The sequence below is a fragment of the Micromonospora sp. CPCC 206060 genome (genome assembly GCF_036906895.1).
Classification (GTDB): Bacteria; Actinomycetota; Actinomycetes; order Mycobacteriales; family Micromonosporaceae; genus Micromonospora.
Window position 1 is genome coordinate 91,178 of the sequence record NZ_JBAKHU010000009.1, and the last position, 21,954, is coordinate 113,131.

Below are 21,954 nucleotides of genomic sequence, written 5' to 3' on the forward strand. Positions count from 1 at the left end.
CCCCCGGGCGACACGCGGAGCACCCCGCAAACCCACCGACGGACCACTCCGGACGCACGCCAACGAGCGCTGTCTATACCTATGTCCATCTATATTATCTGCCCACCCCGCTTTGTCCCGGCACCCGCGATCCGGAGGCCCCCATGACCCACCGCCGCAGAGCGCTGACCGTGCTCGCCGCCATCACCGCGTTCGTCACCCTCACCGCCGCACCGGCGGTCGCCGACGCCGGGCCGCCACCGAACTCGATGGCCAGCCTCGGCGACTCGATCACCCGCGGGTTCAACGCCTGCGGCTGGTACGTCGACTGCACGTCCCGATCCTTCAGCACCGGCGACTACTCCTCCGTGAACAGCCACTACCTGCGGATCCGTACGGTGAATCCGAACATCAACGGACGCAACTACAACGACGGCAAGACCGGTGCGAAGTCCGCCGACATGTACGGCCAGGCGGGCAGCGCGGTGAGCCAGGGCGTCGGGTACGTCACCATGCTGATCGGCGCCAACGACGCCTGCACCGGCTCGGAGTCGACGATGACGCCGGTCGCCACCTACCGGGCGAACATCGACTCCGCGCTCAACCGGCTGAAGACCGGGCTACCGAACGCCCGGGTGTTCCTGATCAGCGTCCCCGACATCCACCGGCTCTGGTCGGTCGGCAAGGACAGCAGCAGCGCCCGTACCGCGTGGTCGCTCTTCGGCATCTGCCAGTCGATGCTGGCCAACCCCACCTCGACCGCACAGGCTGACGTGGACCGGCGGGCCCGGGTCCGGCAGCGGGTCATCGACTACAACACGCAGCTCGCCCAGGCGTGCGCGGCGTACGGCGCGAACTGCACGTTCGACAACAACGCCGTGTTCAGTTACCCGTTCACCCTGAGCCAGCTCTCCACCTGGGACTACTTCCACCCCAACACCACCGGGCAGCAGGTTCTGGCGAGCACCTCGTACGCGGCCGGCTTCGGCTGGTGATCCCGGGCCGGCGCCGGACGGGGTCAGTCCGTCCGGCGCCGGGCGCCGGGGCCCGGCGCGGGACGGATCTCCCGCAACTCGGTCACGTCGTGGCCGTCGGCACAGCGCAGCACCGCCCGGACCGGGCCATCGCAGTCCGCGTGCCGGACGACGAGCGGTGAACCGTCCGGATCGGCCAGGTAGCGGTCGCCCCAACCGAGCACCGCCACCAGGACCGGCCACAGGTCCATCCCCATCGCGGTCAGCCGGTACTCGTGCCGGAGGCGGGCACCGGGCTCGCGGTACGGCTCGCGGCGCAGCACCCCCCGGTCGACCAGGGTGGCCAGCCGGTTGGTCAGCACCTGGCGGGGGACGTTGGTCCGGACCCGCATGTCGTCGAACCGCCGGACCCCGTTGAAGACCTCGCGCAGCACCACCAGGGTCCACCGCTCACCGAGGATCTCCATGGCGCGGGCGATGGTGCAGTTCTCCACCGACCAGTCCAGAGCTACGGGTCTCATCCCCCCAGGCTAGGTCTCGTTGACAGACGCAGCAACCGCTGCCAGGCTGCGTCCATGACACAGACCCAGAATCCGGTACGGAGCCGGACCTTCGCCTGGCCGGACCCGGCGAGCCACCAGGCCCAGCTCGGCCACCGGAGCGGGCTCGACCTGATGCACGCGATGATCAGCGGCGAGCTGCCGCCACCACCGGTCGCGCATCTGATCGACATGGGCGCCATGACAGCGGCCGACGGTCAGGTCACCGTCGAGCTGGCCCCGCAGGAGTTCCACTACAACCCGCTCGGCACCGTGCACGGCGGGGTGCTCTCCACTCTGCTGGACACCGCAGCCGCCTGCGCCGTGCACACCACGCTGCCGCCCGGCACCGGATACACCTCGCTGGACCTGAACGTGAAGTTCCTCCGGCCGGTGACCGTCGAATCCGGCCTACTGACCTGCACGGGCACCGTGTTGCACCGGGGCCGGCGCACCGCACTGGCCGAGGCGAGACTGACCGACGCGGCCGACCGGCTGGTCGCCCACGCCACCTCCAACTGCCTGATCTTCCCGCTCGACGCGGCGACCTGACCGCCGCGCCGGGTGGTCAGCCCAGGCTGGCCGGCGCACAGCGGCCGGCCGGGCGACGGAGGAGATGACCGGCTACCTGCACGACGGAGTTCGCCACCGGCACCGCAGACGGCCGGGTGCGCCGGTCAGCGGTTGGCCAACCGGGCGCGGCGGGCCTCGCGCCGCTCCTCGAACCGGGAGGCCGCCTGCTCCAGGTTGTCGAGGTACCGGGCCAGTTCCTCCCGGGCCGCCTCACCGTCGGCGTCCAGACCGGTCAGGTTGAACACGTCCCACTGCCGCAGCACCGGGGTGACCACCTCGTCCCGGTGCTGCCGCAGGTCGTAGATGCCGGCCAGGGCGATCTCCACCGACTTGCGGGCGAAGCCCTCGATCCCGTTACCGGGCATCTGGAAGTCGAGCACCACGTCGGTCACCGCCCTCATCGCCTGGCTCGGGGCCAGCTCGAAGGCCGCCCCGAGCAGGTTGCGGTAGAAGATCATGTGCAGGTTCTCGTCGGCGGCGACCCGGGCCAGCAGCGCCTCGCAGTTCGGGTCGCCACTGGCCCGACCGGTGTTGCGGTGCGAGATCCGGGTGGCCAGCTCCTGGAACGACACGTACGCCAGGGAGTGCAGCACCTCGTCGCCGTGCACGTTGGTGTACCCGGTGGACATGTGGGTCATCCGGGCCCGCTCCAGGGCGGCCGGGTCGACGCTGCGCGCGACGGTCAGGTAGTCCCGGATGGCGGTGCCGTGCCGCCCCTCCTCCGCCGTCCAGCGGTGCACCCAGTTCCCCCACGCGCCGTCCCGGCCGAACAGGGTCGCGATCTCGTGGTGGTACGAGGGCAGGTTGTCCTCGGTGAGCAGGTTGACCACCAGCGCGGTGCGGGCCACGTCCGGGATCGGTGAATCCTCCGGCGACCATGCCTCGCCGCCCAGCGGCCCGTCGAAGGTACGGCCCTCGCTCCACGGCACGTACTCGTGCGGGAACCACTCCTTGGCGACCGACAGGTGCCGGTCGAGGTTGCGGGCAACGACGGGCTCCAGCTCGATGAGCAGGGCGGTCTGGCTCAATGGCGCGGCGACGGACACAGCATCTCCCTACGGTGGCGTAACTTACGCTACCGTAGGTCGGATTCGCCGTTCACGCCAGCCAGCCACCCCACACATCTCGGCCGGTGTGACTCAGGAGACGACCGGGCGCAGGTCGTCGGCGGGTGGCGCCCAGTGATCCGGCTCGGCCACCGCCTGCTCCCCGGAGCGGATGTCCTTCACCTCGTCCGGGTTGCCCTCGGCGCCCGGGAACCAGACGTACGGGATGCCGCGCCGCTCGGCGTACCGGATCTGCTTGCCGAACTTCGCCGCCGACGGGGACACCTCGCAGGCGATGCCCCGCCGCCGCAGCGCGTCCGCGATCCGGTTGCATTCCGGCCGCTGCTCCTCCGCCGGCAGGGCCACCAGCACACAGGTCGGCACACTGCGCGACACGGACAGCTCGTCGGCGCCGAAGAGCAGCCCGAGCAGCCGGGTGACCCCGATCGAGATACCCACCCCGGGGAACCGGGTGGTACCCGCGCTGGCCAGGTTGTCGTACCGACCACCCGAGCAGATCGAACCGAACCGCTCGTAGCCGAGCATCTGGGTCTCGTAGACCGTACCCGTGTAGTAGTCCAGGCCCCGGGCGATGCGCAGATCGGCGACGCAGAGCCCCGGCGTGTGCGCCGCCGCGGTCTCCACCACCCGGACCAGTTCGTCGAGCCCTTCGTCCAGCAGCGGGTCCGTCACACCCAGGCCGCGTACCGCGTCGGCGAAGGAGGCGTCCTCGGCGGAGATCTCGGCCAGCGCCAGGCACGCCTTGGCCTGCGCCTCGCTCGCCCCGGCGGTCTCGGCCAGCAGCGCGGCGACCTTCTCCGGACCGATCTTGTCGAGCTTGTCGACCGCCCGCAGCGCGGCCTCCGGATCGGTCAGCCCGACGCCCCGGTAGAAACCCTCACAGATCTTGCGGTTGTTGACCTGGATGCGCACCGGCGGGATCGGCAGCGCCCGCAGCGCGTCGCCGATCACCAGCGGCATCTCCGCCTCGTAGTGCGCCGGCAGGGTGTCCCGGTCCACGATGTCGATGTCCGCCTGGACGAACTCGCGGTAGCGCCCCTCCTGCGGGCGCTCACCGCGCCAGACCTTCTGGATCTGGTAGCGCCGGAACGGGAACTGGAGCTTGCCGGCGTTTTCCAGCACGTACCGGGCGAACGGCACGGTCAGATCGAAGTGCAGGCCGAGCGCGTCGTCACCGGCCGGACCGCCCGGGTCCTCCTGGAGCCGGCGCAGCACGTAGACCTCCTTGGAGGTCTCCCCCTTGCGCAGCAACTGGTCCAGCGGCTCGACCGCCCGGGTCTCCAGCGGCGCGAAGCCGTACAGCTCGAAGGTGTCGCGGATCCGGCCGAGGACGTACTGCTCGATCATCCGCTGCGGTGGCGTCCACTCCGGGAAGCCGGAAATGGGCATGGGCTTGCTCATGACTCTCCTCGAAATCCCGCGCGAGACGCGCGGGGTGGTCTACCAGCCTCGGTGGGGAACGGCCGGGCGCGCGCCGCCGGTGCCCGCCGCCTCGATGAGGTACGGGTTGCGGGTGCGCTCGCGGCCGATGGTGGTCAACGGTCCGTGGCCGGGCAGCACGACGGTGTCGTCGGCGAGCGGGAGGATCTTCTCCCGCAGGCTCGTCCACATCGCCGGCATGCTGCCGCCCGGCAGGTCGGTACGCCCGATCGAGCCGGCGAACAGGACATCCCCGGAGAGGCAGACCTGGTCGGCCTCCCACGGCGAGCCCGCACCCGGCAGGCGGAACAGCACCGACCCGCCGGTATGGCCGGGGGCGTGGTCGACACTGATCTCCAGCCCGGCCAGGGAGAGCGTCGCGCCGTCGGTCAGCTCCGCGACGTCATCCGGGGCCGTGTAGCGCAGCCGGCCACCGAAGAGCTGGGTGAGATCGCTGGAGAGCGCCTTGGTCGGGTCGGCCAGCATCTCCCGGTCACCGGGGTGCACGTAGGCGGTGATACCCCGGGCGCCGCAGACCGGCGCGACCGAGAAGGTGTGGTCGAGATGACCGTGGGTGAGCAGCACCGCGGCGGGATGCAGCCGGTGCTCGGCAAGCAGGTCGTCAAGGCGGTCGAGAACGCCGATACCGGGGTCGACCACGACACACTGCTCCCCCGGCCCGGTGGCCACCACGTAGCAGTTGGTGCCGAAGGCGTCCGCGGGAAACCCGGCCACGAGCACGCTGCTCCCCTTTCCGTCCGGTTGTGGACCCACCGGCAGCCTAACCGGCCAGGCCCGCTGATTTCCCGCCCGGACCGGGCCGGGCGGGGCGTTGTCCGACGACAACGACAGGCACCAATAAACGCAGAACCCACCTGGTACAACACATTCACAGCGGATAGCCGTACACTCTGGCGGGCGTGTGGCGTGGCGCACTTGACGCCCGACGGCGCGGCATGCCCGTCCGCCACGACGACCAGGTTAGAGGAAGGGGAGCGCACGGTGGCTTCCAGCAGGGACCGGCAGCGCAAACTGGCGCGGGCCAAGCTCGACCGCCAGATGGCACGGCGGGCCGCCGCCACGCGCCGCCGGCGGCGGATCCAGGCCGGCGTCGGCGCCACGCTCGCCCTGGTACTGATCGTGCTCGGCTCGGTCTGGGCACTCGGTGGCTTCGACGCCGAGCCCGAGCAGGAGACCGCCCAGGACCAGTGCGCCTGGACCCCGCAGGACGCCTCGGCCAACAACAACCTGAAGGACGTCGGCACCCCGGCCACCACCGGCCTGCCGGCCAGCGGGACCCGGCCGATGACGATCACCACCAACCAGGGTGCCCCGATCACCGTCGACCTGGACCTGACCGGCGCCCCGTGCGCCGGCGCCAGCCTCGCCCACCTCGCCGGCCGCTCGTTCTACGACAACACCAAGTGCCACGAGATCACCGCCGAGGGCGCGCTGCGCTGCGGTGACCCCAGCGGCACCGGCCTGGGCGGCCCGACGTACAGCTTCTTCAGCGAGAACACGCCGAGCGCGCCGGCCAGCCCGGCGGCGGACGCGCCGGCGGCGTACCCCAGGGGCACGGTCGCGATGATCAGCAGCCCGCCGGGCGCCAACGGCAGCCAGTTCCTGATCTTCTTCAAGGACCACAAGGCGACGCAGCCGGCGTACCCGATCGTCGGCAAGGTCACCGGTGGTCTGGACGTGGTGGAGAAGATCGGGGCGCTACCGACGGTGGACAATGGCAGTGGCGCAAAGGTCAAGCCGCAGACCGACGTGGTGATCCAGAGCCTCACCGTGGGCGAGCCGACCACCGCGCCGGCCCCGGCGGCCACGACCGGCGCCCCGGCGGCCAGCCCGAGCGCGGCCGGCTGACCGGCACCGAGACCGCACCGCACAGACAGCCAGAAGGAGTGACCGTGACGTCCACCAAAGAGCGGCAGCGCGCGGCGGCGCGGGCCCGGCTCGAGAAGGAGATGGCCGAGCGGGCCGCCCGGGCCCGCAAGCGCCGCCAGACCCAGGCCGCAGTCGCCGCCGGGGCCGCGCTGCTGCTGGTCATCGCCGGTACGGTCTGGCTGGTGAGCAGCCTCGGCGACGACGACAAGTCGACCGACACCGCCGCCAGCAACGGCGGGTCCGTCCTGTGCGCGTGGAACGAGGTGCCGGCCGAGGCTCGGACCAAGCAGGTCAAGGATGTGGGCCTGCCGGCGGTCCAGGCGAAGAACTCGGGCACCCAGGTGATGACGATCGACACCAGCCTGGGTCCGATCACCGCCAAGGTCAACCTGACCCAGACGCCCTGCACCGCCGCCAGCTTCACCCACCTGGCCAGCAAGAAGTTCTTCGACAACACCAAGTGCCACCGGCTCACCACCGGTCAGCTGAAGGTGCTCCAGTGCGGTGACCCGAGCGCGACCGGCAAGGGCTACCGGGACACCGACGGCACCGGCGGGCCGACCTACCGCTTCGCCGAGGAGAACCTCCCCACCGACAAGCGCCCGGCGTACCCCGAGGGCGTCATCGCGATGGCCAAGACCCAGGAGCCGGCGAGCACCGGCAGCCAGTTCTTCATCGTCTACGGCGACGCGCAGCTCGACCCGAGCTACACCGTGCTCGGCACGATCACCAGCGGGATGGACCTGGTCAAGAAGGTCGGCGCGGCCGGCAGCGACAACGCCAACCAGGAGGGCGACGGCCACCCGAAGACCGAGGTCCTGATCAAGTCGCTCACCATGAGCGAGATCCAGGGCTGACCCACCGGACGCTCTGAACGTCGAGGGGCCCGCCGGCAGTGCCGGCGGGCCCCTCGCTTTCGGTTGAGCGGCTGCGGTCAGGCGCCGGAGGTGACCCGGTACGCGTCGAAGACCCCGTCGACCTTGCGGACCGCGGCCAGCAGGTGGCCCAGGTGTTTCGGGTCGGCCATCTCGAAGCTGAACCGGCTCACCGCGACCCGGTCCCGGGTGGTGGTGACGGTGGCGGAGAGGATGTTGACCCGCTCGTCGGAGAGCACCCGGGTGACGTCGGCGAGCAGCTTGTGCCGGTCCAGCGCCTCGACCTGTATCGCCACCAGGAACGTCGATGCCGAGGTGAGCTTCCAGGTGACCTCGACGATCCGCTCCTGCTGCACCTTGAGGTCCTCGGCGTTGGCGCAGTCGTCCCGGTGCACGCTGACCCCGCCCGACCGGGTGACGAACCCGAACACCGCGTCGGGGGGCACCGGGGTGCAACAGCGGGCCAACTTGATCCAGACGTCGCTCACCCCCCGTACCACCACGCCGGGGTCCTGGCTGCTGGCCCGGCTGCGCGGAGGACGGGTGGCCACCGCGGTCTCCGCGATGTCCTCGGCCGCGCCCTCCTCGCCGCCGTAGGTGGCCATCAGCTTCTGCACCACCGACTGCGCGGAGACCTGGCTGTCCCCCACCGCCGCGTAGAGCGACGCCACGTCGGCCAGGTGCAGGTCCCGGGCGATCGCCATCAGCGCGTCCGGGGTGAGCATCCGCTGCAACGGCATGCCCTGCTTGCGCATGGCCTTGACGATCGAGTCCTTACCGGCCTCGATCGCCTCCTCCCGGCGCTCCTTGTTGAAGTACTGCCGGATCTTCGTCCGCGCCCGGGGGCTCTTGACGAAACCGAGCCAGTCCTGGGTCGGGCCGGCGGTGTCCGACTTCGAGGTGAAGATCTCGATGACGTCGCCGTTGGACAGCGTCGACTCCAGCGGCACCAGCTTGCCGTTGACCCGGGCACCGATGCACTTGTGCCCCACCTCGGTGTGCACCGCGTAGGCGAAGTCCACCGGGGTCGAACCGGTCGGCAACGGGATGACGTCGCCCTTCGGGGTGAAGACGTACACCTCCTGGCTGGACAGGTCGAACCGCAACGCGTCCAGGAACTCGCTCGGGTCGGCCGCCTCCCGTTGCCAGTCCAGCAACTGCCGCAGCCAGGTCATCTCGTCGATGTGCGCCGGCGGGCCGACGATCTGGGTGCCCTTCTGCTCCTTGTACTTCCAGTGCGCGGCGATACCGAACTCGGCGGTACGGTGCATCGCGTACGTCCGGATCTGCATCTCCACCGGCTTGCCGGTCGGCCCGATCACCGTGGTGTGCAGCGACTGGTACATGTTGAACTTGGGCATCGCGATGTAGTCCTTGAACCGGCCCGGCACCGGCTGCCAGTTGGCGTGGATCACCCCCAGCGCCGCGTAGCAGTCCCGCACCGTGTCGACCAGGATCCGCACCCCGACCAGGTCGTAGATGTCGTTGAAGTCCCGCCCCCGCACGATCATCTTCTGGTAGATCGAGTAGAGGTGCTTGGGCCGCCCGGTGACCTCCGCCTTGATCTTCGCGGCCTTGAGGTCGACCTGGACCTTCTGCGTCACCCGCTTCAGCAGCGCCTCGCGCTGTGGCTGGTGCTCCCCGATCAGCCGGTTGATCTCCTCGTACCGCTTGGGGAACAGCGTGCCGAAGGCCAGATCCTCCAGCTCCCACTTGATGGTGTTCATACCCAGCCGGTGGGCCAGCGGGGCGAGGATCTCCAGGGTCTCCTTGGCCTTCTGCTCCTGCTTGGGTCGGGGCAGGAAGGTCAGGGTCCGCATGTTGTGCAACCGGTCGGCAAGCTTGATCACCAGCACCCGGGGGTCCTTGGCCATCGCCACGACCATCTTCCGGATGGTCTCGGCCTTGGCCGCGTCACCGAGCTTGACCTTGTCGAGCTTGGTGACGCCGTCGACCAAAAGGGTGACCTCGCCACCGAAGTCCACCCGCATCTGGTCCAGGGTGTAGTCGGTGTCCTCGATCGTGTCGTGCAGCAGCGCAGCGACCAGGGTGGTGGTGTCCATGCCCAGGTTGGCCAGGATGGTCGCCACGGCCAGCGGGTGGGTGATGTAGGGGTCACCGGACTTGCGGTACTGCCCCGAGTGCCAGCGGGCGGCCAGGTCGAAGGCGCGCTGGAGCAGCCGGGCATCCGCCTTGGGATGGTTCTCCCGGTGCGTCGAGATCAGCGGCTCCAGCACCTCACTGACCTGTGACGTCTGCCAGGGGGCGTTGAACCGGGCCAGCCGGGCCCGGACCCGCCGCCCGGTCGGGGCGCTGGCCAGCCCGAAACCGGATACGGTGGCCGGAATGGGTGCTTCGCCGTCGGCGATGGTCGCGGCCTGGGCCGGCTCAGCAACCGGGCCGGTCACCGGTGGGACGCCGGTCCGGTCTGTCGGGGAGCTGTCAGCCTCGCCTGTCGGGTGCACCGTGTCCTCCACCGGAGGGACGACATCGTGGGACACCGGCCTCCTCACCGCTCGCCGGATGAACCGACCGTCGCCGGCCGGCCTGACTCCCACACCGACCGGTACCGGTCGGCGTGGCCTTGCACGCTGCCCGGCGGATGCCTCCCACCCGGTCAGCAAAGGGCAATGCTACCCCCACCGCACACCGGTCGCCGTTCCCCCGGACGGCGCGACCGGCCGGCCGACCGGCGCGGATCAGACAGTCAGCAGCGCGTGCACCGAACGTGGGGCGAGGCGCTCGCGACCGCCCAGAAAGCCCAGCTCCATCAGTACGGTGAAACCGGACACGGTGCCACCGGCCCGCTCCACCAGATCCATGGTCGCCTCGGCGGTCCCCCCGGTGGCGAGCACGTCGTCCACCACCAGCACCCGGTGGCCGGCGGTGAACGCGTCCTGGTGCACCTCCAGGGTGGCCTCGCCGTACTCCAGTGCGTACGAGGCGGAGTACGCGGCCCGGGGCAGCTTGCCCGCCTTCCGGACCGGTACCACGCCGACCCCGGTGGCGTACGCGATGGCGGCGGCGATCACGAAGCCCCGCGCCTCGATGCCGACCACCGCGTCGAACGAGTCCCGCCCGTGGTGGCTGATGATCCCGTCGATGACCTCGCGGAACACCGCACCGTCGGCGAAGAGCGGCATCAGGTCCTTGAACACCACACCCGGCTTGGGAAAGTCCGGGACGTCCAGTACCCGACTCGCCACCAGCCGCGCGGTCTCCGGCCCGCTGTCCCCCCGGGCTCCGATGTCCGTCTGCGTCACACTCTTCCCTCTCCACGACAAGGCGTCCTCCACGCTGCTCGCACAGCATGAAGGACGCCCGACTGCCGGTTCGTACCGGGTGCGCGGCGCTCGGCGCCGCCGTACTGGATGATCCCGCTGGCGTCAGCGCCGCTTCGCGCCGCTGGGCCGGTTGCCCGCACCGCCGGGGCGGCCACCACGGGCGCCGGTGGCCCGCTTGCCGGCGGGCCGGCTGCCGACCTTGGGGGCCGCGCCCGCCAGGGCCGCCTGCTCCGGGTCGACCGGCTCGGCCTCGCCGTCCTTGGCCCGCGGTGCGCCCTTCGGCGCGATCTCGCCCCGGGCGATGGCGCCCCGACGGGCGAGGACCCGCTTGTTGTGCGCCTGGATGCGGGGCTCGAAGTCCTTGAGCGAGACCAGCACCGGGGTGGCGAAGAAGATCGACGAGTAGACCGCGATCGCCATACCGACGAAGAGCACCAGACCGAGGTCCTTGAGGGTACCCGCGCCGAGCAGACCGGCACCGATGAAGAGCAGACCGCCGACCGGCAGGAGCGCGACCAGACCGGTGTTGATGGACCGCATGAGGGTCTGGTTGACGGCGAGGTTGGCCGCGTCGCCGTAGGTCTGGCTGTTGCTCGCGGTGATGCTGCGGGTGTTCTCCTGGACCTTGTCGAAGACCACCACGACGTCGTAGAGCGCGAAGCCGAGGATGGTCAGGAAGCCGATCACCGTGGACGGGGTGACCTCGAAGCCGACCAGCGAGTAGACACCGGCGGTCAGCACCAGGTTGAGCACCAGGGAGGAGACCGCCGCGACCGCCATCCGCCACTCGAAGCGCAGGATCAGGTAGAGCGTCACCAGGGCGACGAAGATGACCAGACCGAGCAGCGCCCGCTGGGTCACCTGGGTGCCCCAGGCGGCACTCACCTGGCTGACACTGACCTGGGCCGCGTCGATGCCGAACTCGCCGGCCAGCTCGGTCTTGACCGCGTTGGACTGCTCCGCGTTCAGTTCCGCGGTACGGAACTCGTAGAACTCGCCACCGGCGCCGCCGACCTCCTGGAAGGAGACGATCTCGCCGCCGCCCTGGGCGGCGACCACCTCCTCGGCGACCTGCTCGACCTTCTCCAGGGTGCCGACGCTGGCCGGCACCTGGAAGGAGTTACCCCCGGCGAACTCGATGCCCAGGCTGAACTCGCGCACCGCGAAGCTGAGGATCGCGACCAGGATGAGCGCCCCGGCGATGGAGAACCAGAGCTTGCGCTTGCCGATGATGTTGAGGCCGGCCTCACCCCGGTAGAGACGGGTAGCCAGACCGCTGCTCTTGGCCATGTCAGGCCTCCTTGACGCGCGGGTTGCGGGTGGTGGCCGACTCGGATTCGGTGGACTGGAGGACCCGACCGAGGCCGCTTACCCGGGGCGAGAGAAACGCCTTGGTGTTGGCGAACATCGTCATGATCGGGTGCCGGAAGAGGAAGACGACCACCAGGTCCAGCACCGTGGCGAGGCCGAGCGCGAAGGCGAAGCCCTTCACCGTGCCGACCGAGACGATGTAGAGCACCACCGCGGCGAGGATCGAGATGGCGTTCGCCGAGATGATCGTCCGGCGGGCCCGGACCCAGGCGCGGGGTACCGCGCTGCGCGGGCTGCGGCCCTCCCGGATCTCGTCCTTGAGCCGCTCGAAGTAGATGACGAACGAGTCCGCCGCGACACCCAGCGACACGATGAAACCGGCGATACCGGCCAGGGTGAGGGTGAAGCCGATGCCCCGGCCGAGGACCACCAGCGCGCCGAAGACCAGCAGCGCGGAGAGGATCAGGCTGAGGAAGATCACCGTACCGAGCAGGCGGTAGTAGAAGAACGAGTAGACCGCGACCAGCAGCATGCCGATGCCGGCGGCGAGCAGACCCGCCTTCAGGTGGCTGGAGCCGAGGGTGGCGGAGACGTTCTCCGACTGCTGCGCCTCGAAGGTCACCGGCAGCGCGCCGTAGCGGAGCTGGCTGGCCAACGCGCTCGCGGTCTTGTTGTTGAAGCTGCCGCTGATCTGCGAGTCACCGGTCAACACGCCCTGGATCTCCGGCGAGGAGATCACCTTGTTGTCCAGCACGACCGCCACCCGGCACTTGCCGTCCTGGCCGAGGGCGCTCTGGTCGCAGGCCTGCCCCTCGTTGTTGAACGCCTCGCGGGTCAGGTTGGTCCACTTCTCCTGGCCCTCGCTGCTGAAGTCCAGGCTGACCACCCACTGGCTGGTCTGGTCGAGCACCGCGTCGGCGTCGCTGACGTCGGTCCCCTCGACCTTGGCCACGTCGAGGAGGTACTTGCTGACCCCGTCCTCGCAGGCGATCACCTTTTGCTTCGGGTCCTGGATCGACGCCGGCGGGCGCTCATCGAGCTGCTTGCAGCCGATCGTCGGGACGTTGAACTGCATCTCGACCGGCAGCACCGCGACCTCACGACCGGTGAGCGTGCCGAACGGCTTGAGCCGCTCCCCGAGCGACGGGTCCTGGCTCAGATCGGCGGGGGCCTGGAGGCCGCTGGCCGCCGCCCAGGCGGCCGCGCCGACCTTGGCCTGGACGGCCTTGCGCTGCTCCTCGATGCCCTGCGGCACCGGCGCAGCGCTGGCCGACGGGCTCGGCGCGGCGGCCGAGGCGCTCGGGGCCCCGCTCGGCGTCGGGGCCGGGGCCATGCCGCCCTGCCCACCGGCCGACGGTGAGGCGCTGACCTTCGCCGCCGGGGTACCCGACGGGGCGGGCGACGCGCTGCCGGACGGGGCCGGGGTGGCACTGCCCGACGGCGCCGGGGTGGCGGTCGGCGCGGGTGCCGGGAGGGCACCGCTGCCGTCGGTGGCCTGGAGCACCTTGCGGAACCGCAGCTCGGCCGCGCTGCCCACCTCGGTCAGGTCCCGGTTCTCACCGGGCAGGGAGATGACGATGTTGCGGTTACCCTCGGTGACCACCTCGGCCTCGGCGACACCGGTCGCGTTGACCCGGTTCTCGATGATCTGCCGGGCCTCTTCGAGGTTCTCCGCCGTGGGCGGCTTACCGTCGATGGTGTTGGTCGCCTCCAGCGTCAGCCGGGTGCCGCCGATCAGGTCCAGGCCGAGCTTGGGCTCGAGCCGGTCCTTCCAGCTACCGCTCGCGCCTGCGGCGAAAAACACCAAAAGATAGAGGACGGCGAAGATGAGCCCGAGCACGGCGAGCTGCCGTCCCGGGCGCATCTGTCCCTGAGGTGGTGCCACGGCTGTCCTGTCTCCCTGCGTAATGGCGCCGCTGGTGGTGTGGCGGCGGGCGTCGCGCCGGCGGGCCCGGCGGCATGAAGGTGGTCTCGGCGCGGTGCGCCGACCCAACTATCCGATATTTTCGATGTGTGCGCTGCCCCTCACGGGGCGTTCATTCCTTGATGTCGGCGTCCTCGGCGACGGGCTCGGTCCGCTCGGCCCGGCTGACCACCCGCGCGACGGCCGGACGGGCGTAGCGGGTGTGCACGCCGGGGGCGACCTCGAGCACCACGGTCTCGTCGTCGACGCTGATCACGGTGCCGTAGAGCCCGCCGATGGTGACCACCTCGTCGCCCGCGCCGAGCGCGGACTGCATCTTCTCCGCCTCACGGCGGCGCTTCTGCTGCGGGCGAATCATCATGAAATACATGACACCGAAGAGCAGAGCGATCATGAGGAGCGGCGTCAGACTGCCGGCTCCGCCGCCGCTCTCTGCTGCGTAAAGCACGTTAACGACCTTCCCATTGACCCCCGTCGCGGCCTAGGAGGCGCCGGAGCGGAGGCAGGATCTCACATCCTGTACAAAACCGCCGCGAGTCTAATCCCTGGACCTGGGAAGACCGAATGCGGCACGGATCACGAACGGATCACGGCTGATCAGGTCCGGCGGAGAAAAGATCGGGCGCGGGAGGGGAACCGGCACCAAATGTACCATCCGGGGGGTTACGCCCCAGATGGCGCCAAGCAGCCTCGGTGGCCACCCGGCCCCGGGGCGTACGGGCCAGCAGCCCGGCCCGCACCAGGAACGGCTCGCACACCTCCTCCACCGTGTCCGGCTGCTCCCCCACCGCGACGGCGAGGGTCGACACCCCCACCGGACCGCCCCGGAACAGGTCGACCAGTGCGGTCAGCACCGCCCGGTCCAGCCGGTCCAGCCCGAGCGCGTCCACGTCGTACACCTTCAGGGCGGCCTGGGCGGTCTCCCGGTTGACCACCCCGTCGGCCCGGACCTCCGCGTAGTCCCGCACCCGGCGCAGCAGCCGGTTGGCGATCCGGGGGGTACCCCGGGACCGGCCGGCGATCTCGGTGGCCCCGTCCTCGGTGATCGGCACCCCCAGGATCCGCGCCGAGCGGTGCAGCAGTGCCTCCAGCTCGGTCGGCGAGTAGAAGTCCAGGTGGGCGACGAAGCCGAACCGGTCCCGCATCGGACCGGTCAGCAGACCGGACCGGGTGGTCGCCCCGACCAGGGTGAACGGCTCCACGTCCAGCGGGATCGCGGTCGCCCCCGGCCCCTTGCCGACCACCACGTCGACCCGGAAGTCCTCCATCGCGCTGTAGAGCAGCTCCTCGGCCGGCTTGGCGATCCGGTGGATCTCGTCGATGAAGAGCACGTCGCCCTCGGCGAGACTGGTCAGGATCGCCGCCAGGTCACCGGAGCGTTCGATGGCCGGACCGCTGGTCACCCGGATCCCCGAGCCCAGCTCGGCGGCGACGATGTTGGCCAGCGAGGTCTTGCCCAGCCCGGGCGGCCCGGAGAGCAGGATGTGGTCCGGCGGGGAACCGCGCCGCATCGCACCCTGCAACAGCAGGTCGAGCTGGTCGCGTACCCGGTCCTGGGCGATGAACTCGGCCAGGCGCTTCGGGCGGACACTGGCCTCGGCGTCCCGCTCGGCGGCGTCCGCGTACGCCGAGACCAGCCCCTCCGCCGTCATCGGGTGCGGCCGAGCAGTCGGATGGCCTGCTTGAGCAGGACCGGTACCGGCGGGGGCGGACCGTCGACGGTCTCCGCGACCGCGGCGACCGCCTGGTCGGCCTGCCCAGCCGTCCAGCCGAGCCCGACCAGCGCCTGCCGGACCTGCTCGGTCCAGGCGCCTGCGGTCACCCCGGCTGCACCGTCGGCGCCGACCGGGATCGGCCCGACCTTGTCCCGCAGCTCCAGCACCAGCCGTTCGGCGCCCTTCTTACCGATCCCCGGCACCCGGGTCAGCGCGGCGGTGTCCGCGTTGGCGATCGCCTTGCGGACCGCGTCCGGGGTGTGCACCGCGAGCACCGCCTGGGCCAGCCGGGGCCCCACCCCGCTGGCGGTCTGCAACAGTTCGAAGAGCTGCTTCTCGTGGTCGTCGGCGAAGCCGTAGAGGGTCAGCGAGTCCTCCCGGACCACCAGGCTGGTGGCCAACCGGGCGGTCTGGCCCACCCGGAGCCCGGCCAGCGTGCCCGGGGAGCACTGCACCGCGAGCCCGACCCCGCCGACCTCCACCACCGCCTGGTCGGGCCCCACTGCGGCCACCACGCCGTGCACACTGGCGATCATCTCGGTCCTCCTCGTCGTACCCGCTGGGCCGCCTCGGCCAGTTTCGACCGGGTGCCGCCCCGCCACACGTGACAGATCGCCAACGCCAGGGCGTCGGCGGCGTCCGCCGGCTTCGGCGGGGCGGCCAACCGGAGCAGCCTGGTGACCATCGCGGTCATCTGCGCCTTGTCCGCCTGGCCGGACCCGGTCACCGCCGCCTTGACCTCGCTCGGGGTGTACGTCTGCACCGGCAGCCCGGCCCGCGCCCCGGCGAGGACGGCGATCCCGCTGGCCTGGGCGGTGCCCATCACGGTCCGCACGTTGTGCTGGCTGAAGACCCGTTCCACCGCGACCGCGTCCGGCCGGTGCTCGGCGACCAGGTCGGTCAGCGAGCGATCCAGGTGCAGCAGGCGCAGGGCCAGGTCGTCGCCCGGATCGGTGTAGACCACGTAGTAGGCGACCAGGGTGCACGGCCGGCCGGGAACGCCCTCCACCACACCGACCCCGCACCGGGTCAACCCCGGGTCGACACCGAGTACCCGCACGCCGCCCCCTCCCCGGATCGTCAGCAGTACGTGTGTTCGACACCCTACTGGTCGGCGTACCGGCCACCGGCACCGAACACGCCACTGCGGACACGCCACATAGTGCGGCGCCGGAGTATGTGCCGGCGGCCCATGTGCCGCCGGCCACACAGCTCGTAGTTTCATGCGCCATGACGGTAGAACCCGTGGCGGCCCCCCACGTCGTACAGCTCGACCTGACCGGCCGCAGCGCACTGGTGACCGGCGGTGGCAGCGGCATCGGGCGGGCCTGTGCCCTGCGGCTGGCCGCCGCCGGGGCGGCGGTCCAGGTGGTGGACCGCAACATCGAGGCGGCGAAGGCGGTGGCGGCGGAGGCCGGCGGACGGGCCGTCGGCATCGACCTGGCCGACCCGACGGCGGTGGACGGTCTGGACGCCGACGTCGACATCGTGGTCAACAACGCCGGGCTGCAACACGTCGCCGCGATCCCGGACTTCCCCACCGAGCGCTTCGCCTACCTGCACCGGGTGATGGTGGAGGCGCCGTTCCGGATCATCCGGCGGGCTCTGCCGCACATGTACGCCCGCCGCTGGGGGCGGATCGTCAACATCTCCTCGGTGCACGGGCTGCGCGCCTCGCCGTACAAGTCGGCGTACGTCTCGGCGAAGCACGCGCTGGAGGGGCTGTCGAAGGTGGTCGCGCTGGAGGGGGCGGCGCACGGGGTGACCGCCAACTGCATCAACCCGGCGTACGTACGGACCCCGCTGGTGGAGAGCCAGATCGCCGACCAGGCGGCCAGTCACGGCATCCCGGAGAACGACGTGGTGGAGCGGATCATGCTGGCCCGGGCCGCCATCAAGCGGCTGATCGAGCCGGAGGAGGTGGCCGAGCTGATGGCGTACCTCTGCGCGCCTCCGGCGGACTTCATCACCGGCGCGTCCATCGCCCTCGACGGGGGCTGGACGGCCAACTGAATGAGGGGTACCCGCAGAATGGGCCTCATGTCGTCGCCGATCGAGTTCCTGGAACTGCTCGCCCGGGAGGCCGCGGCGGTGGAGTTCGAGGGGCCACTGGTGGCCGCCCGGGCCGCCGGACTGCCCGCCGACCGGTTGGCCGAACTCGAACAGGCCAAGCTGGTCGCGTTGCGGGTGCGGGGGCTGCTGGAGCGTCGCCGCCGCCGCGAGGTCGAGCTGTCCGGGCTGTACGACACCGCGAGTGACCTGGCCGGGCTGCGCGACGTGGACGCGGTGCTGCGGGCCATCGTGCACCGGGCCCGGCACCTGCTCGGCACCGACGCCGCGTACATGACGCTCAACGACGACGAGCACGGCGACACGTACATGCGCGTCACCGACGGCTCCATCTCAGCCCGGTTCCAGCGGCTGCGGCTGCCGATGGGGGCGGGACTGGGCGGCCTGGTGGCCCAGTCCGGCACGCCGTACGTCACCGCGAACTACCCCGAGGACGACCGGTTCCACCACACCGGGGAGATCGACGCCGGGGTACGCGAGGAGGGGCTGGTCGCCATCCTCGGCGTACCGCTGCGCCTGGGGTCGAGCGTGATCGGGGTGCTCTACGCGGCCAACCGCTCGGCCCGGCCGTTCGTACCCGAGGAGGTGGCGCTGCTGGTGTCGCTGGCCGCACACGCGGCGGTGGCCATCGACACCGCCCGGCTGCTGGCCGAGACCCGCTCGGCGCTGGAGGAGCTGTCCGCGGCGAACACCACGATCCGGGCGCACAGCGCCTCGGTGGAGCGGGCCGCCGCCGCGCACGACCGGATGACCGCCCTGGTGCTGCGCGGTGGCGGGGTCGAGGACGTCGCCTCGGCGGTCACCGACGTCCTCGGCGGGGCGCTGCTCGCCCTCGACGCCGAGGGACGGCGGCTGGCCCGGGTGGGTGCGATCGACGAGCCGGAACGGGCGGACATGGTGGAGGCGGTCGCCGCCTCCCGGACCGAGGGGCGCAGCGTACGGCGCGGCCCGCTCTGGTACGCCGCGGTGGTGGCCGGCGCGGAGAACCTGGGTGCCTTGGTGCTGCGCCCCGATGACGAGCTGGTCGACGCCGACCAGCGGATCCTGGAGCGGGCCGCACTGGTGACCGCCCTGCTGCTGCTGTTCCGGCGGACGGTGGCCGAGGCGGAGGGCCGGGTCCGGGGCGAGCTGCTCGACGACCTGATCGCCCGCCCGGTACGCGACGTCGAGGCGCTGCGCAGCCGGGCCCGTCGCCTCGGGGTGGACCTGGACGCCCCGCACGTACTGGTGGCGGTCGGTGACGACGCGATAGCGGCCACCGGTTCGGCCCGCCAGCGGGTGCTCTCCTGGGCCACCACGTACGCCTCGGCCCGGGGTGGACTGGCCGCGGCGCGGGACGGGCGGGTGGTGCTGATGCTGCCCGGCCGGGATGCGGGCGGGGCGGCCCGGGCGGTGGCCCGGGACCTGTCCCGGGTGACCGGGCGACCGGTGACGGCCGGTTCCAGCGGCCCGTCGACCGGCCCGTCGACCGGCCCGGCGGCACTGGCCCGGGTGTTCCGGGAGGCGGACCGGTGTCTGACCGCGCTCGGCGCGCTCGGCCGGTCCGGGCAGGGGGCGAGCACCGCCGAGCTGGGCTTCGTCGGTCTGCTGCTGGGCTCGGTCACCGACGGCGGGGACCAGGACGTGAGCCGGTTCCTGGCGGACACCGTCGGCCCGGTGGTCGACTACGACGCCCGCCGGGGCACCGCCCTGGTGAAGACCCTGGAGGCGTACTTCGGGGTGGGCGGCAGCCTGGCCCGGGCGGCCGAACTGCTGCACGTGCACGTCAACACGGTCACCCAGCGGCTGGACCGGGTGGGTCAACTACTCGGCCCGGACTGGCAGAAGCCGGAGCGGGCGTTGGAGGTGCAGCTCGCGCTGCGGCTGCACCGGCTGCGCGCCACGCCCTCCTGACCGCGACCGTACGGCTGCCCGCCCTCCTGACCACGACCGCACGGCCGCGCTGCCCTTCTGACCACGACCGCACGGCCGCGCCGCCCTTCTGACCACGACCGCACCCGGCCGGGTGCGGTCAGCGGTTGGCCAGTCCGGCGAGCACAGTGTCGACGACCCGTTCGGCGAGGTGCGCGTCGTCCAGGTCGGGCTGCCAGCGCAGCAGCTTCTGCAACAGCACCGGCCCGGTCAGGATGGCCAGCGCCACCTCGACGTCCAGGTCCGGGCGGAGTTCCCCCCGGTCGATGCCGGCCCGCAGCACCTCGCGCATCGCCTGCCGGCGTGGTTCCACCAGCTCCTGGTAGAGGCGGTACTGCTCGACGCTGCGGTGCAGGTCCGGCACGAGGCAGGGCATGATCCGCACCGCCCGGGCATCCGAGTTGTGGCCGACCGAGACCAGCAGGGTGAGCAGGTCGTTGCGGACCGACACGCCGGCCGGCACCGGCGGCGGGCCCTTGAGGGTACGCAGCGCGTCCCGGAGCAGGGCTTCCTTGCCCGGCCAGCGCCGGTAGATGGTGGCCTTGCCCACGCCGGCCCGGGAGGCGATGGCCTCGATGGAGAGTGCCTCGATGGTGTTGCCCTCGGCGAGCAGGTCGAGGGTGGCCTCCACGATCGCCTCGTCGGCGCGGCTGCTCCGCGGTCGACCAGGCGACCGCGGAGCGTCAGCGGTGGAGGTCATATCGACATTGTGGCCGAGGTCAGGAGGTTGCGGCCAATTCCGGCTCGCCGGCGGTCACCCGGGTCACCTCCGGACGGGGCGGCCGGCCGGGCAGCCACCGCAGGACCACCAGGATGCCCAGCGCGGCGACGACGGCGGAGAGCGCCCCGGCCCAGTGCATCGCGTGCACGAACGCCGTGTTGGCGGCATCGATCAGGGCGGGCCCGTCGGCACCGAGCCGGCCGGCGGCGGCGTACGCCCCGGTGATCGACTCGTCGGCGGCGTCCCGGGCCCCGGCCGGCAGCGCTTCGGTGGCGGCACCGATCTCGCCCCGGTAGACGGCGGCGAGGACCGAGCCGAGCACGGCGACGCCGAGCGCGGCGGACACCTGACGGATGGTGTTGCTGACGGCGGAGCCGACGCCGGCCTTCTCCCGGGGCAACGACGACATGATCGACTCCATCGCCGGTGGCATGACGTTGGCCATCCCCGCCCCCTGTACGAAGAACGCGATCCCGACCACCCAGATCGGGGTGTCCGCCCCGATGAAGGCGAACGTGCCGAGGCCGATCACCGAGAGGGAGAGCCCGACGGCGGAGACCGCCTTGCCCCCGTAGCGACGGACCATGGCCGCGCTGCGCGGGGCGAAGAAGAGCTGGGCCAGGGCGAACGGGAGGAAGAGCAGGCCGGTCTGCAACGGGCTGTAGCCACGGACCAGTTGCAGGTAGAACGAGCTGAAGAACATCACGCCCATGGCGGCGAAGAAGATCAGCCCGATCATCGCCACCGGCGCGGCGAAGCGGGGCACGCGGAACAGCGTCACGTCCAGCGACGGGTGGTCGCTGCGTCGCTCGTGGACGATGAACCAGGCCAGCACCGCCAGGCCGCCGGCGATCGAGGCCCAGACCACGGGACGACCGAAGCCGTGCTCGCCGCCGTCGATGATGCCGTAGGAGAGGGCGACCAGACCGACCACCGAGAGCAGCACGCCGAGCACGTCGACCCGCCCCGGGCGCGGGTCGCGGGACTCGGGCACCAGCGCCCCGACCAGGACCAGGCCGACCAGCACCACCGGCACATTGATCAGGAAGACCGCGCCCCACCAGTACCGTTCCAGCAACACGCCGCCGAGGATCGGCCCGATGGCGACCGCGAGGCCGACCGCGCCGGACCAGACGCCGATCGCCCGGGCGCGTTCCCGAGGGTCGAAGACGTTGGAGATGATCGACAGGGTCACCGGCATGATGGCCGCGCCACCGACGCCCATCAGCGCCCGGGCCGCGATCAGCTGGGCCGGGCTCTGCGCGTACGCCGACAGCAGCGAGCCCAGGCCGAAGACGGCCAGGCCGATCAGGAGGAACCGTTTGCGGCCGGTACGGTCACCGAGCACACCGAAGCTGAACAGCAGGCCGGCGAAGACGAGCGTGTAGGAGTTGATCGCCCACTCCAGCTCGCCCTGGCTGGCGCCGAGCCCGTGCACCGGGTCGGCCAGCGTGCGCAGGGTGACGTTGAGGATCGTACTGTCGAGTACCACCACCAGCAGGCTGATCACCAGCACGCCGAGGATGGCCCATCGTCGTGGATGGCCGGTGTTCTCGGTGATTTCCATGATTCGGTTCCCCCGGTACGCCGTACCGCCAAAACGATACGGAACAGACTCGTAACGGCCCGAGCGTACGGGGAAGAGATACGATACGGAACCGGTCCGTATCGTATGTGCCTCAGGTCACTCCTGACCCGGAGG

Annotated in this window: 20 protein-coding genes; 6 read left to right on the forward strand and 14 right to left on the reverse strand. The window is 71.2% G+C overall.

Annotated elements, in window-relative coordinates; genetic code table 11:
• Nucleotides 1-143: 143 nt before the first annotated feature.
• The gene (locus V6U90_RS09895) at nt 144-974 is read left to right on the forward strand and encodes an SGNH/GDSL hydrolase family protein (protein ID WP_334433731.1); all 831 of its coding nucleotides are present in this window, start codon (nt 144-146) and stop codon (nt 972-974) included.
• A gap of 23 nt (nt 975-997) precedes the next feature.
• On the opposite strand, the gene V6U90_RS09900 is transcribed toward V6U90_RS09895, so the two are convergent.
• Nucleotides 998-1,474, reverse strand: coding sequence for a winged helix-turn-helix transcriptional regulator (locus V6U90_RS09900; protein WP_334433733.1), 477 nt, complete (start codon nt 1,472-1,474; stop codon nt 998-1,000).
• Between the two features lie 54 nt (nt 1,475-1,528).
• Between V6U90_RS09900 and V6U90_RS09905 the strand changes: the two genes are divergently transcribed.
• On the forward strand, nt 1,529-2,044 hold the full coding sequence (locus V6U90_RS09905; RefSeq protein WP_334433735.1) for a PaaI family thioesterase: 516 nt from the start codon (nt 1,529-1,531) through the stop codon (nt 2,042-2,044).
• Nucleotides 2,045-2,169: 125 nt separating this feature from the next.
• Here V6U90_RS09905 and V6U90_RS09910 read toward each other — a convergent pair whose 3' ends face one another.
• The 3 genes from V6U90_RS09910 to V6U90_RS09920 form a co-directional block, all read right to left on the reverse strand.
• Nucleotides 2,170-3,111, reverse strand: a complete 942-nt coding sequence (locus V6U90_RS09910) for an acyl-ACP desaturase (RefSeq protein WP_334433737.1) — start codon at nt 3,109-3,111, stop codon at nt 2,170-2,172.
• 93 nt (nt 3,112-3,204) lie between these two features.
• Entirely contained in the window at nt 3,205-4,533 is a 1,329-nt protein-coding gene (gene hisS / locus V6U90_RS09915; protein ID WP_334433739.1) for a histidine--tRNA ligase, read from the reverse strand.
• A gap of 39 nt (nt 4,534-4,572) precedes the next feature.
• Nucleotides 4,573-5,292 (reverse strand): MBL fold metallo-hydrolase, encoded by a 720-nt coding sequence (locus tag V6U90_RS09920; protein WP_334433741.1) that lies wholly within the window; start codon nt 5,290-5,292, stop codon nt 4,573-4,575.
• Nucleotides 5,293-5,553: 261 nt separating this feature from the next.
• Here V6U90_RS09920 and V6U90_RS09925 point away from each other — a divergent pair, with 261 nt between their 5' ends.
• Together V6U90_RS09925 and V6U90_RS09930 are read left to right on the forward strand one after the other, a co-directional pair.
• The gene (locus V6U90_RS09925; protein WP_334433743.1) at nt 5,554-6,420 is read left to right on the forward strand and encodes a peptidylprolyl isomerase; all 867 of its coding nucleotides are present in this window, start codon (nt 5,554-5,556) and stop codon (nt 6,418-6,420) included.
• A 44-nt stretch (nt 6,421-6,464) separates the two neighbouring features.
• A complete protein-coding gene (locus V6U90_RS09930; RefSeq protein ID WP_334433745.1) occupies nt 6,465-7,298 on the forward strand; it encodes a peptidylprolyl isomerase in 834 nt (277 codons plus the stop codon).
• 77 nt (nt 7,299-7,375) lie between these two features.
• Here the strand turns inward: V6U90_RS09930 and V6U90_RS09935 are convergent, their stop codons facing one another.
• From V6U90_RS09935 to ruvC, 8 genes are all read right to left on the reverse strand, one after another.
• On the reverse strand, nt 7,376-9,793 hold the full coding sequence (locus tag V6U90_RS09935; protein WP_334433815.1) for a RelA/SpoT family protein: 2,418 nt from the start codon (nt 9,791-9,793) through the stop codon (nt 7,376-7,378).
• Nucleotides 9,794-10,015: 222 nt separating this feature from the next.
• Nucleotides 10,016-10,579: an adenine phosphoribosyltransferase gene (locus V6U90_RS09940; RefSeq protein ID WP_334433747.1), complete on the reverse strand. Its 564-nt coding sequence runs from the start codon at nt 10,577-10,579 to the stop codon at nt 10,016-10,018.
• A gap of 123 nt (nt 10,580-10,702) precedes the next feature.
• Nucleotides 10,703-11,890: a protein translocase subunit SecF gene (secF, locus tag V6U90_RS09945; protein WP_334433749.1), complete on the reverse strand. Its 1,188-nt coding sequence runs from the start codon at nt 11,888-11,890 to the stop codon at nt 10,703-10,705.
• A gap of 1 nt (nt 11,891) precedes the next feature.
• Nucleotides 11,892-13,796: a protein translocase subunit SecD gene (gene secD / locus V6U90_RS09950; RefSeq protein ID WP_334433751.1), complete on the reverse strand. Its 1,905-nt coding sequence runs from the start codon at nt 13,794-13,796 to the stop codon at nt 11,892-11,894.
• A 151-nt stretch (nt 13,797-13,947) separates the two neighbouring features.
• Nucleotides 13,948-14,283 carry a preprotein translocase subunit YajC gene (gene yajC, locus V6U90_RS09955; RefSeq protein WP_334433753.1) on the reverse strand — a complete coding sequence of 112 codons (336 nt, stop codon included), beginning with the start codon at nt 14,281-14,283 and terminating at the stop codon, nt 13,948-13,950.
• A 139-nt stretch (nt 14,284-14,422) separates the two neighbouring features.
• Complete coding sequence (gene ruvB / locus V6U90_RS09960) at nt 14,423-15,487, reverse strand: Holliday junction branch migration DNA helicase RuvB (protein WP_334433754.1); 1,065 nt, start codon at nt 15,485-15,487, stop codon at nt 14,423-14,425.
• Entirely contained in the window at nt 15,484-16,086 is a 603-nt protein-coding gene (gene ruvA / locus V6U90_RS09965; protein ID WP_334433756.1) for a Holliday junction branch migration protein RuvA, read from the reverse strand. Before ruvA ends, ruvB begins: the two co-directional genes overlap by 4 nt.
• Nucleotides 16,083-16,610: a crossover junction endodeoxyribonuclease RuvC gene (gene ruvC, locus V6U90_RS09970; RefSeq protein WP_334433758.1), complete on the reverse strand. Its 528-nt coding sequence runs from the start codon at nt 16,608-16,610 to the stop codon at nt 16,083-16,085. Before ruvC ends, ruvA begins: the two co-directional genes overlap by 4 nt.
• Before the next feature lie 170 nt (nt 16,611-16,780).
• Here ruvC and V6U90_RS09975 point away from each other — a divergent pair, with 170 nt between their 5' ends.
• Complete coding sequence (locus V6U90_RS09975) at nt 16,781-17,563, forward strand: 3-hydroxybutyrate dehydrogenase (protein ID WP_334433760.1); 783 nt, start codon at nt 16,781-16,783, stop codon at nt 17,561-17,563.
• Between the two features lie 18 nt (nt 17,564-17,581).
• Nucleotides 17,582-19,513 carry a helix-turn-helix domain-containing protein gene (locus tag V6U90_RS09980; protein ID WP_334433762.1) on the forward strand — a complete coding sequence of 644 codons (1,932 nt, stop codon included), beginning with the start codon at nt 17,582-17,584 and terminating at the stop codon, nt 19,511-19,513.
• Between the two features lie 118 nt (nt 19,514-19,631).
• Here the strand turns inward: V6U90_RS09980 and V6U90_RS09985 are convergent, their stop codons facing one another.
• Nucleotides 19,632-20,231 (reverse strand): TetR/AcrR family transcriptional regulator, encoded by a 600-nt coding sequence (locus V6U90_RS09985; RefSeq protein WP_334433764.1) that lies wholly within the window; start codon nt 20,229-20,231, stop codon nt 19,632-19,634.
• 19 nt (nt 20,232-20,250) lie between these two features.
• Entirely contained in the window at nt 20,251-21,819 is a 1,569-nt protein-coding gene (locus V6U90_RS09990) for an MFS transporter (RefSeq protein WP_334433766.1), read from the reverse strand.
• Between the last annotated feature and the right edge of the window lie 135 nt (nt 21,820-21,954).